This window comes from Streptomyces sp. NPDC043870, assembly GCF_056435785.1.
On the sequence record NZ_JBWKDT010000035.1, the window covers coordinates 32912 to 46514 of the forward strand.

Sequence of the window (13603 nt, forward strand, 5' to 3'; positions counted from 1 at the left end):
GTCGGCCGCCTACCCTTGACCGGGCCATGCCCCAGACACCCATGCCTCGTTCCGGCGCCCTGCTCGGCGCAGGCCGGCGCTATGTGCGGGAGGCCCTGCGGGGCCTCGCACACCCCACGCACGCGAAGGCCGCGCTGCTCGCCGACTCCCCGAAGCGGTGGCGGCGGGTGCTGCCGTACGCCGTCGTGCTCGCGCTCACGTCCTCGCTGCTGCCGGTGACGATCAATGTCCTTACCGCCCTGTACGGGATGAACGCCGGACTCGCCGGGGCGCTCGCCACCGGGTCCGCCGCGCCGTTGCTGCTGATCGCGCACCGGCCGCTGCAGGCCTGGTGGATCATCTTCCCGGTCGACATCGTCTGCGCCCTCAACCTCGCGGGCCTGCCGCCGATGCGCGACACCATCTGGCCGTGGCCCCCGCCGGTCGTCGTCGGCTACGTCTTCCTGATGCTGGCCCTGGCACTGCGCGAGCCGCGCCGCACACTGATCACGGTCTGGCTGCTGACCGGCGGGGTCGGGTTCGTCCTGGGCCAGTTGGCCCCGAAGCACGGCGACACGAGCAGCGTGCTGCTGTTCGTGCTCAGCGGGGTGGTCCTCGTCATCGGAGCGGCACTGCGCGAACGCGGCGACGTACAGCGGAAGCTGGCCGAGCAGGAGACCATCAGCGAGGCCGAGCGGGCACAGCGCACACTGCTGGAGGAGCGGGCGCGGATCGCGCGCGAGCTGCACGATGTGGTGGCGCACCACATGTCGGTGATCACCGTGCAGGCGGACTCGGCGCCGTACCGGATCCAGGGGCTGCCGGAAGCCGCCCAGGAGGAGTTCGCGACCATCGCCTCCAGCGCGCGGGAGTCGCTCTCGGAGATGCGGCGGCTGCTCGCGGTGCTGCGCAGCGACGGCTCCGAGGGCGAGCGGGCGCCGCAGCCGGGGCTCGACCGGATGCAGCAGCTGGTCGAGGCGACGGTACGGGCCGGAGTTCCGGCCGAGCTGTCGCTCCCCGCGAAGCTGGGCGAGGTGCCGCAGGCGGTGGACCTCTCCGCGTACCGCATCGTGCAGGAAGCCCTGGCGAACGTGGTGCGGCACGCGCCGGGCGCGGCGACCCGGGTGTCGGTCAAGGCCGACGACACGTATCTGACGGTGCTGGTGGTCAACGGCCCCGCGACCGGGTCGGCCGAGCCGCTGGAGACGACCGGTACGGGACACGGTCTGGTCGGCATGCGCGAGCGCGTACGGTTGACCGGCGGCACCCTGGACACCGGTCCGCTGCCCGACGGCGGCTTCCGGATCGCCGCACGCATGCCGCTGAAGACCGAGGGGGACTCGACTTGACCATCCGCGTGATCATCGTCGACGACCAGGCCATGGTGCGCGCGGGGTTCGCGGCGCTGCTGGCCGCGCAGGCGGACATCGACGTCGTCGGTGAGGCACCGGACGGCCGCCAGGGCGTCGATGTGGCCCGCTCCACGCACCCGGACGTGGTCCTCATGGACGTACGCATGCCGGAGCTGGACGGTCTGGCCGCGGCCCGCGAGATCCTCCAGCCGCCGCCGGGCGTCGTCCATGTCCCCAAGGTGCTGATGCTGACCACCTTCGACGTGGACGACTACGTCTACGAGGCGCTGCGCGCGGGCGCGTCCGGATTTCTGCTGAAGGACGCCCCTCCCGCCGACCTCATCTCGGCGGTCCGGGTCGTCGCGGCGGGCGAGGCCCTCCTCGCCCCCTCGGTGACCCGCCGCCTCATCGCCGACTTCGCCGCCCAGCGCCCCGCCCCGCGCAAGGACCGCGCCTCGCTCCGCCTGAACGGTCTCACCCCGCGCGAGACGGAGGTCCTGGCACTGATCGCCCGCGGCCTGTCCAACCAGGAGATCGCGGGCCGTCTGATCCTCGCCGAACAGACGGTCAAGACCCACATCGGCCGCGTCCTGGCCAAGCTCGGTCTTCGCGACCGCGCGCAGGCGGTCGTCTTCGCGTACGAGTCCGGACTGGTCACCCCCGGCGACCAGTAGCCCCGGGGCCGCCGCGGGATCGCCCCGGGGCCGCGGGCCCGTCGCGGTGTCTCTGCGGGGCGCCGCGGGCCGGCCCCGCCGGGTAAGGCCGCGCGCCGCCGTCGGGATCGCCGCGGGGTCGTCCACCCCCTACCCGGGTATCACCCCGGAGTTGGCTCCGCGGTGTGACGCTCCCTCAGGCACCGTCTTCCTACCTTCCTCTCCGCCACGCAGTCGGAGGAGGAAGAGGGGATCATGCGACGGTTCAAGAGGACCCTGGTCGCCGCGGCACTGACGACGACCGTTGTCGCGGGGACCGCGGGCTGGGCCTCCGGCAATGCACAGACGCCGGTGACCGGGCCGCCGCCGGGGGCCGCCGCCTGGGTGGCGGACCGCTCCCTGGGACGGGAGCTGCCCGACCCGGCCACCGCCGCGCCGAACGAAGTCGCCGCCTTCTTCGCCTCGCTGACGGGGGCTCAGCAGCGGGCGCTGGCCACGCGCCACCCCCTCGTCGTCGGCAACCTCGACGGCGTCCCCGTCGCACTGCGGTACGAGGCCAACGCCCGTGCCCTGCGCGCCGACCCGGCCCGGTACGGACGGCTGCTCACGGACGGCAGGCAGAGCCGGCAGATACTCGCCTTCGATCCGCGCGGCCGCGGTCAGATCGCCGAGGTGTACGGGGATCTGGAGCAAGCCCGCCATGTCGCGGTGATCGTGCCGGGCTCCGACATCGACGCGGGGAGCTTCGACCGTACGCATGACGTGTACGGCACCCCGGCCGGGATGGCGAAGTCGCTGCGCGCCGCGGCTGATTCCGGTACCGCCGTGATCGCATGGGCCGGCTACACCACCCCCGTCGGCATCGGCGTCGACGCGGCCACCGGCGCACTCGCCGAGGCCGGCGCCGAGCGGCTGGCCCGTCTCACCGAGGGCCTCGCCGCGACCGGCGCGCCGAAGCCCGCGCTGTTCTGCCACAGCTACGGCTCGGTCGTGTGCGGGCTCGCCGCCGCCGACGTCGACGCCTCGGACATCGTCGTGTTCGCCTCGCCCGGCATGCGCGCGGACACCGTCGAAGATCTGCACACGACTGCCCGGGTCTGGGCCGCCAAGGACCCCTCCGACTGGATCTCCAAGGTGCCGAACGTCGAGTTCCTCGGGCTCGGCCACGGCAACGACCCGGCCGACCCCGCGTTCGGCGCCCGCCGCGTGCCCGCCACCGACGCCGAGGGCCACTCCGGCTACTTCGTCCCCGGCACCGCCTCGCTCCGCACCTTCGCCGCGATCGCACAGGGAGAGACCCGATGAAGACGCCGAGCACCCCGAGCACGCCGCGCACCCCGAGCACGCTGACGAGGGCAGTCGAAAAGATCGAGTCCGCCACCCCCGCCCACCGCGACCGCGCGATCGACGGCCTGCGCGCCCTCGCGCTGCTGGCCGTGCCGACCGGGCACTGGCTGCTCGGCGGCTTCACGCTCGACGCCGACGGCGCGATCCACAACGCCAGCCCGCTGTCCACGTTCGGCTTCTTCGCGCCGGTCAGCTGGGGGCTGCAGATGCTGGGAATCTTCTTCCTGGTGGGCGGCTACGCGTCGGTGCTCTCGTACCACCGCCGCCCCGACACGACGGCCCAGTGGCTGGGCGGCCGCGTCGCCCGGCTGGGCCGGCCCGTCCTCGGGGTCACCGCCGTGTGGGCCACGCTGATCGCCGCCCTGTCCGTGGCGGGGGTGCCGGAGGACACCCTGCGCACCGGAGCGACCCTGGTCGTGCAACCGCTGTGGTTCGTGGGCGTGTACGTCGTCGTCACGGCCCTCACGCCGCTGTGCGTGCGCGCCGCCCGTCGCATGGGCGGCTGGGCGGCGGCGCCGCTGCTCGGCTCGGTCGCCCTCGTCGACTTCCTGCGGTACGGGCCCTACGCGGATGCCATGCCGTCCTGGCTGAGCGCGCTCAACATCCTCCCGGGCTGGCTCTTCGCGTACCAACTCGGCCTGTCCTGGGGCGAGAAGCGGATCGGGAAGCGGGGCGGGGCGCTGCTGCTGGCCGGAGGGGCGGTCCTGTTCGCCGCGCTGCTGATCGTCTTCCACTACCCCGCGTCGATGGTGGGCGTGCCCGGCGAGGCCCGCACCAACTCCCACCCGCCGTCGCTGCTGGTCCTGGCGCTCGCTGCGGCACAGAGCGGCGCGGCGATCCTGCTCCGCGAGCGGCTCGGTCGGCTGCTCGCGCGGCCGGCGCTGTGGGCTCCGGTCGTCGTGATCAACCTCTCGGCGATGACGATCCTGTGCTGGCACCAGACGGCGATGCTCGCGGCGGCGGTCCCGGGGTCGTACGCGGGCGCCGTGGCGGGCCTGACGACGGCACCGGACTCACTGGGGTGGGTCCTGGCCCGGCTGGCCTGGCTGCCGCTGTTCGCGGCGCTGCTGGTGCTCATCGGGCGGTACGCACGGGGCTTCGAGTCCCCCTGGACGCGTGCGACGACGGCGCGCCGGGCGGTGGCGGGACTGCTGGCGGCGGGGTTCGGGGCGTTCGCGCTGGGGCTGGCCTGACCGCGATCCGGTGCGGGCCGGTGGGTGGGTCGTGCCCACCCACCGGCCGGGTAAGGGTGGGGGTGAAGCCCCCCGGGGGTGGATTACTCGCGCGCCTCGGGCGTCGACGACATGTCCAGGTACCGGTGCCCCACGACCTGCTCGGCGATCGGCTCCAGCTGCGCCAGCTCGTCCGCGCTCAGCGTGATCCGGGTCGCGGCCACGTTCTCGGCGAGGCGCGTGCGCTTGCGTGTGCCGGGGATCGGGACGACCGTCACCCCGTGCACGGACGCCCGCTGCTGCACCCACGCGAGTGCGATCTGCGCGGGTGTCGCCCCGTGCGCCGCCGCGATCTTCTTCACCGGCTCCAGCAGCGCCGCGTTGGCCGCCGCGTTCTCCCCGGTGAAGCGGGGCAGGTAGCGCCGGAAGTCGCTCTCGGACAGGTCCGTGCCGGCGTCCGCGAACGCGCCGGTCAGGAAGCCCCGCCCCAGCGGCGAGTACGGCACCACGCCGACACCCAGCTCCGCCGCCGCCCTCACCGCACTGCGCTCCACGTCACGGCTGAACAGCGACCACTCGGACTGGAGCGCCGCGATCGGATGCACGGCGTGCGCCTCCCGCAGCTCCGCGCCGGTGACCTCGCTCAGCCCCAGGTGCCTGACCTTGCCCGCGGCGACCAGCTCGGCCATCGCACCGACCGAGTCGGCGAGCGGCACCGCCGGGTCGCGCCGGTGCATGTAGTACAGGTCGATCACGTCGACCCCCAGCCGCCGGAGGCTGCCTTCCACCGCCTCACGGATGTACGCGGGGTCGTTCCGTATACCCCGGAACTGCGGATCGTCGGTCCGCACGATCGCGAACTTCGTGGCGAGCGTGATCTCGTCCCGGTGGGCCTTCACGAACGGCCTCAGGAACTCCTCGTTCACGCCCCGTCCGTACACGTCCGCGGTGTCGAAGAGCGTGACCCCCGCCTCCAGTGCCGCGTCCAGGGTGTCGCGGGCGGCGGCCTCGTCCGTGTCGCCGTAGAACTCGCTCATGCCCATGCAGCCGAGACCCTGCAGCCCGACCTCGGGCCCTTCCGTTCCGAGCCGTACCTTTTCGAGCTTGCCGGCCGTCGTCTTGCTGTCCGTCATGAGGTTCAGGCCCTCTCCGGCGCCCTGGGGGCGTCCGCGTAGAAGCTGATCTTGTGGTCGAGTACGGCGAGCGTGTCCTGGAGCTCCGCGATCCGGGCGCGTACGTCACGCCGTGTCGCCTCCAGCAGCGCCTGCCGCTGCTCGAAGGTGTGGTCGCCCTCGCGCACCAGCTCGGCGTAGCGGACCATGTCCGCCACCGGCATCCCGGTCAGCCGCAGCTTGCCGACGAACGTCAGCCAGGTCAGGTCGCGGTTGCGGAAGCGCCGCTGGCCGGTGTGCGAGCGGTCGATGTGCGGCATCAGCCCGATCCGCTCGTACCAGCGCAGCGTGTGCGCACTGAGTCCGGTCCAGGCGGCGACCTCGCTGATCGTGTAGTGGTCCTGCCCCTCGGGCCTCGGGTGGGCCGGGGGCGCGAAAACGCAGACGTCGGTTGTCGCGGATGTGGTCTCCAGCACCGTCATGGCCTCCACGCTAGAAGGTTGGAGTGCACTCCAAGCAAGCCGGAGCGGGACCGGAAATTCCGGCGTGCCCGGGCACCCCCATCCACCGGACAGGCCCTTAGCCTCCACCCGTATGAGCCTCGCACGCCGCGCGACCCCTGGCGACGCCGAAGAGCTGGTACGCCTGCGCACCGTCATGCACGACTCGCTGTCCGTCACGCCGAACCACGACACCAGGTGGCAGCCCGCCGCCGTCGAGACCCTGCGCCAGCGGCTCGCGGACCCGGACGGGACCCTCACGGCCTTCGTGGTCGACCGGCCCGGCGGGCTCGCCGCCTGCGCGGTGGGGACGATCGAGTACCGGCTCGGCGGCCCCGGCAACCCCACCGGCACCACCGGCTACGTCTTCAGCGTCGCCACCGACCCCGGCCACCGCCGCCAGGGGTACTCGCGCGCCTGCATGGAGGGGTTGCTCGGCTGGTTCGAGGAGCGCGGCGTGAGCCGGGTCGACCTGCGCGCCTCTCCCGAGGGCGAGCCTCTGTACGCCTCGCTCGGCTTCGCCCGCACCCCCGATCCGGCCATGAGACTGACCCTTTAGGCTCGTACGCATGCAGAGCCTGGCGTTGACCGAGAACTGGCCCGTCCCGACCGCGGCCGCCGCCGTCGTCCGCGCGGACGGCACCGTCGCAGGTGCGTACGGCCCCACCGCGCACCGCTTCCCGCTGGCCTCGGTCACCAAGCCGCTCGCCGCGTACGCCGTGCTCGTGGCGTACGAGGAGGGCGCGGTCGAGCTGGACGAGCCGGCCGGTCCCGAGGGTTCCACGGTCCGTCATCTGCTCGCGCACACCAGTGGTCTCGCCTTCGACGAGCACCGGGTGACGGCCGAGCCCGGCACCCGCAGGCTGTATTCGAACGCGGGCTTCGAGGTACTGGGCGACCACATCGCCAAGGCGACGGACATCCCGTTCGCGGAGTATCTGCGTCAGGCCGTGCTGGAGCCGCTCGGCATGACGTCCACGACGCTCGACGGCTCGCCCGCCAAGGACGGCGTCTCGACGGTCGACGACCTGGTGAGGTTCGCGGCCGAGGTGCAGGCGCCGCGGCTGCTCGACGCGCGCACCGTCCTGGAGGCGATGTCCGTCGTCCACCCGGGACTGTCGGGAATCCTGCCGGGCTACGGGCATCAGAAGCCCAACGACTGGGGTCTCGGCTTCGAGATCCGGGACTCCAAGTCCCCGCACTGGACGGGCGCGACGTCCTCGCCGCGTACCTTCGGGCACTTCGGCCAGTCCGGCACCTTCCTGTGGATCGACCCGGACGCGGGGGCCGCGTGCGTCGCACTGACCGACCGGGCCTTCGGGCCGTGGGCGGTCGAGGCGTGGCCGCCGTTCACCGACGCGGTGCTGGCGGAGCTGCGCGGCTGACCACGGCGCCCGCGTCCGGGTCCGGGTCCGGGACGGCTACGGGCACGGGACGGGTACGGGCACGGGGCGGCTACGGCTACGGCTACGGCTACGGCTACGGCTACGGCTACGAAAACGTGCCGGCGGCCCGGACAGGGCACAGAACACGACCTAACCCGGCACGCCCGTCGGACTCGGTATCCGCGTCGGGCCCCGCACGCCTTCCGGGCGCGGTGCGCGGGAGGCGTCGACATCGGCGTCGCACTGGGCGGGCTCCAGGGCACTGTCCGTGCCCCTCAGGTGCACCAGGATCCTGGCGTCCGCCTCCTCGGCGTACGCGATCGTGCAGATCAGCTGCCGCAGCGCGGTCCCGTCGAGCTCGTCGAGCGCGATCGACAGCGTGACCTCGACCCCGCCGTCAGCGGCCGGTCCGGCCTCCCGCAGCGCACTGCCGGCGGGCAGTACGGGCAGCCCGGTGGTGAGTCCGGCCGCGCGCTCGTTCTCCACAGGCCCCTGGAACAGCGCGGCGAGAGTCTTGGCCATGGACTTCGGATCGCTGCGCGCATCCTCGGACAGCCCGTCCGCCTCCCGGGACACGGGCAGCAGCCCGCCCTCCGGGGAGCGGAAGAAGAGCAGCATCCGGTTGCGCTCGTTGCCGGGAAAGACCTCGACGGTGGCGGGGCCGCCCGCCTCGATGACGTCGGTCTCCTGAATGCCGCAGCCGGTGAGCAGCAGCGCGGCCGACACTGCCAGCGCCGCGACCGCGGTGGGCAGACGTCTCATGCCGTCGCCTCCTCCGCGGCCAGGGGTATCCCGACGGTGAACACGGCGCCGACGCCCCCGGGGCCGTTCGCGGCGCGGATCGTGCCACCGTGCAGGCGTACGTTCTCCAGGGTGATCGCCAGCCCGAGACCGCTGCCCGTCGAGCGGGTACGGGCGGCGTCGGCCTTGTAGAAGCGGTCGAAGATGTGCGGAAGCACCTCGGGACTGATCCCGGGGCCGGTGTCCGCGACCTCGGTGACCAGCAGGGCCGTACCGTCCTCGCGGGTCGTGGTGGCGAGCCGTACGGTCACGGGCGCGGCGCCGTGCCGCAGCGCGTTGCCGACGAGATTGGCGACCACGATGTCGAAGCGGCGCGGGTCGAGGCGGGCGCGGATGCCGTCGGGCAGCTCGGTGCGCACCTGGCCGGACCAGTGCCGGTTCTCCAGGGACTTGCGGATGGTCTCGGCCGCGTCGACCTCGTCGGTGTTCAGCTCGGCCGCGCCCGCGTCGAAGCGGGAGATCTCCATCAGGTCCTCCACGAGCACGGCGAGTTTTCCGGTCTCGGTGCTGATCAGCCGGACGGCCTGGGCGGTGTCGGGGTCGAGGCGGCCCGCGTCCTCGTCGAGGACCTCGGTGACCGCGAGCATCCCGGCGAGCGGGGTGCGCAGTTCGTGCGAGACGTCGGCGGCGAAGCGGCGGGCCCGCGCCTCGGCCTGCTGGAGCTCGTCCACGGAACGTTGGAGCTCGCCCGCCGACTCGTTGAACGTACGGGCCAGATCGGCGAGTTCGTCGCTGCCCCGGACCTGGATGCGGGTGTCGAGCCGGCCGCTGCCCATGCTGCGGGCGGCCAGCCGCAGCTCGCGGACGGGCCGCAGCACACTCCGCGCGGCGAGCAGGGCGGGCACCAGCGCGATCGCGAGGCCGGGCAGGGCGCCGTCCCGGGCCGCGGTGGACAGGGCCTCGACGTTGGCCTGCGCATCGTCCATGGACATCACGGCGTACAGGACGAGCCCGGTGGGCAGCACACCGTCGACGCCGTTCCGGAACACGGCGGGCATGGCGATGGTCAGATACGGGGTGCCGTCCTTGTCGACCCGCTCGAAGCTGCCGTGGGGGTTGGACGCGGCCGCGCGCCGCAGCTCAGGGGTGATCACGGTGGAGGTGGGCTGGGTCCCGGAGGAGACCCGGAGCGAGCCGTACTCGGCGAAGACCACCCATGGATGAGGCTTGCCCTTCCGGGCGATGTCACGGAGGTGCCCCTGCAGGGAGCCCCGCTCCACGGGCAGCTCGATGGCGAGCGCCGTCTGGACCTGGTCGCGGAACGACGCGACCGCGGTGTCCTGCGCCGTGGCGACGATGGCGTTGCGCGCCTCGCGGTAGGTCAGCGCGGCGGTGGTCCCGGCGCTGACGGCGGCGACCAGCAGGAACGCGAGCACGAGCCGGGTACGCAGCCCGAACGCGGCGGTGCGTGCCCAGCCGACGCCAGTGCCGACGCGAGTGCCTTCGCCTGCGCCGGGCCCGGCGCCCGTGCTCACCGCGCGGGCGGACTTCACAGCGGTCCGAAGCGGTAGCCGAAGCCCCGCAGGGTCTGTATGTAGCGGGGACTGCCCGGCACATCCTCGATCTTGTTGCGCAGCCGCCGTACGCAGGCGTCCACCAGCCGTGCGTCGGCGTGGTAGCTGTGCTCCCACACGTGCTCCAGCAACTGCTGCCGGCTGAAGACCTGTTCAGGGGCGGCGGAGAGATGCAGCAGCAGCTTCAGCTCGGAGGGCGCGAGGGCGAGGTGCTGCCCGGACTTGGCGACGGTGAGTCCGGCGCGGTCGATGGCGAGCTCACCGTGGAACTCGACAGCGGGCCGCCCGCCGCCCGGCTCCTCGATCCGGCGCAGCACCGCCCGGATCCGGGCCTCGATCACTTCGGTACGGGCCGGCTTGACGATGTAGTCGTCGGCACCCGCCTCCAGGCCGACGACGACGTCGAAGTCGTCGCCGCGCGCGGTGAGCATGATGATCGGCAGCTGGCTGTCCTGGCGGACCCGGCGGCAGACCTGGACACCGTTCATCCCGGGCAGCATGAGGTCCAGCAGCACCAGATCGGGCCGGAACTCGCCGAGCGCCGCGAGCCCGGCCTCGCCGGTGGCGGCGGAACGTACCTCGTGGCCGCGGCGGCGCAGGCCCAGTTCGACCCCTTCACGTACCGAGGGGTCGTCTTCGATGAGAAGCACGCGTGGCATCTGTGGAGTATCCCAAGGGTGGTTGGTGGCCTCAGTGGCGGACGAGCCGTCGGCGGGCGCCGGACAGCAATGCCTCCAGCTCGGTGAGTCGCAGGGGGCGTGCGAGCAGGGCGAAGGTCAGCACGATCGCCACGGCCCCTGCCGCGGTGGCTGCGGCGGCGCCGAGCGGGGCGGCGCCCCGGGCCGCGAGGCGCCCGAGCGCCGCGGCCGGGACCGCGGCGAGCAGCAACCGGGCGTGCCCGGCGAACGCGGCCGAGCGCCACGGCGAAGGACGAGTCGCGCGACCCGCCCGCCCGCGCGCGGCCACCCCACCGGCCCGGCCCGGCGGATCGCCCGCGGCCACCCCGCCTGCCCCGCGCACCGGATCGCCCGCCCCGGCCGTGGCAGCCGAGCCCGGCCGAGGCTCGGAGCGCGGCTCCGGCACGGTCCCCGGCGCCAGTTGGCGACCCGTGCGCGGGCGGGAGTTCTCCGTGCGCGGAAGCGGCGCAACCGTCAGGCGGCGGTTGAGGGTGTACGCCGTCAGCGCCCACCCGGCGGCCAGCGCCAGCGAATACGCTCCGGCCATCCCCGTCACCGCCCAGCGCGTCGGCAGCAGCAGGTACGCGGCCGTCGACAGGCCCGCGTTGAGTCCCGCGATCACCAGGTTGAGCAGGAAGGGCGTGCGGGTGTCCGAGAGGGCGTAGAAGGCGCGGGAGAGGACGTACTGGCCGGAGAAGGCGACGAGCCCGGGCGCGAAGGCCATCAGGATGCCCGCCATCACCGCCGTGTCGTCGGCGTCGGTCCTGCCGTACCCGAAGACGAGGGCCATCACCGGCTGTGCGAGGGCGAGCAGCGCGCAGGCGGCGGGGACGACGGCGGCCGCGCTGCTGCGCAGGGCGTAGGAGACGTCGCGCCGTACGCCGGCCGTGTCGCCGTCGGCCGCGGCGCCGCTCATACGCGGCATCAGCGCGGTGACCAGGGACACGGTCACAATGCCGTGCGGTACGGCCCACACCACATAGGCGTTGGTGTACGCGCTGAACCCGGCGCCCCCGTCGATGCCTTCGGCCTCCGCGCGCTGGCCGACGGCCGTGGCGAGCCAGGTCGTGACCCAGTACGCGAGCTGGTTGGTGAGCACCAGCAGCACCAGCCACCCGGCGGACCGCAGCGGCCGGGTCAGCCCGCTGCCCCGCCAGTCGAAGCGGGGCCGCCAGCGGAACCGGGCCGCCCGCAAGGCGGGGACGAGGGCGAGCGCCTGGACGGCGATCCCGGCCGTCGTGCCCCAGCCGAGCAGCACGGTCTCGCGGGAGGTGAGCGTGCCTCCGTCGCCGGTGGCCAGGTAGAGCCCGAACACCGCGATGACGACAACGTTGTTGAGGACGGGCGTCCACATCATCGCCCCGAACCGGCCGCGGGCGTTCAGCACTTGCCCGAGCAGGGTGAACAGCCCGAGGAAGAAGACCTGCGGCAGGCAGTAGCGGGCGAAGGCGACGGTCATGGCGGCCTGGCCGCCGGTGTAGTCGGTGTACGTGCCGACGATCGCGGGCGCCGCCCAGACCGCGCCCGCGGTGATCGTCAGCAGGCAGACGACGCAGACGGTCAGCAGCCGGTCGGTGTACGCGGCGCCGCCGTCCGCGTGCTCCTTGGCGACCTTGACCAGCTCGGGCACGAACACGGCGTTCAGGGCGCCGCCGAGCAGCAGCATGTAGACGATCGTGGGCACCGAGTTGCCGACCGCGTACCCGTCGGCGGCCAGCCCGGTGCCGAGCGCAGCGGCGACCACGGCGGACCGTACGAATCCGGTGGCGCGCGAGACGACGGACCCGGCGGCCATGACAGCGCTGCTGCGCAGCGCGGACGGCGCCCGGCCGCCCCTGGCCGGTGAGGCGACGGAGGTGTCCGGGGGCGCGCTCATCGGCGGGCCATGTACACCTGGAAGGCCCGGTACAGCGTGTGGTTGGCGGTCCCGCCCAATGGTCTCTCCCATTCCCCCAGCGTCTCGACGACCTGCCCACCGGTGCCGAGCTTCCAGCGCAGCAGCCCGTACGGGCGGTCGTCGGGGTCGAGGGTGGAGGGTACCCCGCGCATGTCGTAGACGTCGGCGCCCAGCGCATGGGCGTCGAGCAGCATCCGCCACTGCAGGGCGTTGGAGGGGCGGACCTCGCGGCGGTGGTCGGCGGAGGCGCCGGTCTGGTACCAGACGCGGCGGCCCACCGTGATCATGGTGTGGGCGGCGAGTGTCTCGCCCTGGTGGCGGGCGAGATACAGCTTCATACGGCCCGGCTGCTCGGCGTTGAGGGCCGCGTACTGGCGCTCGTAGTACGTGAGTGAGCGGCCGAGCCGGAAGCCGTCGCGCTCCTCGGTGATCCGCAGCAGCCGGTAGAACTCGGGCAGTTCGGCGGCGCTGCCGACCACCACCTCCACGCCCTCCTTCTGGGCGCGGCGGACATTGCGCCGCCATTCCTGGTTGAGTCCGCACCACAGCTCGCCGGGGGTGCGACCGGCGAGCGGCATATGGAAGACGTGGCGCGGCTGGGCGTCCCCGGCCCCGGCCCCGGCCCTCGCCTGACCGACGTCCTCACCGCAGCGCCGCCAGCCGCGTGCCCGCAGCCGTTCCGCGACCGCCGTGCCGAGCGGGTCGACCTCGCTGGCGAGGACGTCGGTCAGGCGGCGGCCGGGGCCGGTCAGCGACTTGAGCAGGGGCGCGTGCCAGCGGCGGTACGTGGGCGAGGGGCCGATGCGTACGGCGAAGGCGCCCGTGGCCCTCAGATGTTCCATCAGCGGGGCGAGCCAGCCGTCGATGTCCGGGTCGGCCCAGTCGGCGACCGGCCCTTCGGGGAGGTAGGCGAAGTATTTGCGGGTGCCGGGGAACTGCCGCAGCAGGACCAGCGCGACGCCGGTCAGCCGGCCGGCTTCCGGGTCCGGCCCCCAGCCGAGCAGCTGGGCGCGCCAGCCCTCTTTGACGTCCGCCCAGGAAGGGCACTGGAGGAATCCGGCGCCGAGGGCCGCACCGGAGGGGGACGCGAGGAAGGAACGGTAGGTCTCGGCGGTGACGGGCCCCAGACGGATGGCGTGGTTCCGTTCTTCGTGACCGCGGCCGGGCGGCACGAGCAGAGCTGACACGGTGTGAGCCTCTCTTCCTCCCCGTGC

At 73.3% G+C, this 13603-nt stretch carries 13 protein-coding genes; 6 read left to right on the forward strand and 7 right to left on the reverse strand.

The window, feature by feature from the left end; translation table 11 throughout:
- Positions 1-26: 26 nt before the first annotated feature.
- The 4 genes from AC0699_RS30990 (at position 27) to AC0699_RS31005 (ending at position 4524) form a co-directional block, all read left to right on the forward strand.
- Positions 27-1328 carry a sensor histidine kinase gene (locus AC0699_RS30990; protein ID WP_478667067.1) on the forward strand — a complete coding sequence of 434 codons (1302 nt, stop codon included), beginning with the start codon at positions 27-29 and terminating at the stop codon, positions 1326-1328.
- Positions 1325-2005, forward strand: coding sequence for a response regulator (locus tag AC0699_RS30995; protein ID WP_478667069.1), 681 nt, complete (start codon positions 1325-1327; stop codon positions 2003-2005). Before AC0699_RS30990 ends, AC0699_RS30995 begins: the two co-directional genes overlap by 4 nt.
- A gap of 234 nt (positions 2006-2239) precedes the next feature.
- Positions 2240-3289: an alpha/beta hydrolase gene (locus tag AC0699_RS31000; RefSeq protein WP_478667071.1), complete on the forward strand. Its 1050-nt coding sequence runs from the start codon at positions 2240-2242 to the stop codon at positions 3287-3289.
- Positions 3286-4524 (forward strand): acyltransferase family protein, encoded by a 1239-nt coding sequence (locus AC0699_RS31005; RefSeq protein WP_478667073.1) that lies wholly within the window; start codon positions 3286-3288, stop codon positions 4522-4524. Before AC0699_RS31000 ends, AC0699_RS31005 begins: the two co-directional genes overlap by 4 nt.
- An 83-nt stretch (positions 4525-4607) precedes the next feature.
- Here the strand turns inward: AC0699_RS31005 and AC0699_RS31010 are convergent, their stop codons facing one another.
- Positions 4608-5636, reverse strand: a complete 1029-nt coding sequence (locus AC0699_RS31010; protein WP_478667075.1) for an aldo/keto reductase — start codon at positions 5634-5636, stop codon at positions 4608-4610.
- A gap of 5 nt (positions 5637-5641) precedes the next feature.
- The gene (locus AC0699_RS31015; protein ID WP_478667077.1) at positions 5642-6097 is read right to left on the reverse strand and encodes a MerR family transcriptional regulator; all 456 of its coding nucleotides are present in this window, start codon (positions 6095-6097) and stop codon (positions 5642-5644) included.
- Positions 6098-6209: 112 nt separating this feature from the next.
- On the opposite strand from AC0699_RS31015, the gene AC0699_RS31020 reads away from it, so the two are divergent.
- Entirely contained in the window at positions 6210-6674 is a 465-nt protein-coding gene (locus tag AC0699_RS31020; protein ID WP_478667079.1) for a GNAT family N-acetyltransferase, read from the forward strand.
- 10 nt (positions 6675-6684) lie between these two features.
- Positions 6685-7500, forward strand: coding sequence for a serine hydrolase domain-containing protein (locus AC0699_RS31025; protein ID WP_478667081.1), 816 nt, complete (start codon positions 6685-6687; stop codon positions 7498-7500).
- A 150-nt stretch (positions 7501-7650) separates the two neighbouring features.
- On the opposite strand, the gene AC0699_RS31030 is transcribed toward AC0699_RS31025, so the two are convergent.
- The 5 genes from AC0699_RS31030 to AC0699_RS31050 form a co-directional block, all read right to left on the reverse strand.
- Positions 7651-8262 (reverse strand): hypothetical protein, encoded by a 612-nt coding sequence (locus AC0699_RS31030; RefSeq protein WP_478667083.1) that lies wholly within the window; start codon positions 8260-8262, stop codon positions 7651-7653.
- A complete protein-coding gene (locus AC0699_RS31035) occupies positions 8259-9692 on the reverse strand; it encodes an ATP-binding protein (protein ID WP_478667152.1) in 1434 nt (477 codons plus the stop codon). Before AC0699_RS31035 ends, AC0699_RS31030 begins: the two co-directional genes overlap by 4 nt.
- A 98-nt stretch (positions 9693-9790) precedes the next feature.
- Positions 9791-10474 (reverse strand): response regulator, encoded by a 684-nt coding sequence (locus AC0699_RS31040; protein ID WP_469768575.1) that lies wholly within the window; start codon positions 10472-10474, stop codon positions 9791-9793.
- 31 nt (positions 10475-10505) lie between these two features.
- Positions 10506-12368: a murein biosynthesis integral membrane protein MurJ gene (gene murJ / locus AC0699_RS31045; RefSeq protein WP_478667086.1), complete on the reverse strand. Its 1863-nt coding sequence runs from the start codon at positions 12366-12368 to the stop codon at positions 10506-10508.
- Entirely contained in the window at positions 12365-13576 is a 1212-nt protein-coding gene (locus AC0699_RS31050; RefSeq protein ID WP_478667088.1) for a lipid II:glycine glycyltransferase FemX, read from the reverse strand. Before AC0699_RS31050 ends, murJ begins: the two co-directional genes overlap by 4 nt.
- Positions 13577-13603 lie beyond the last annotated feature (27 nt).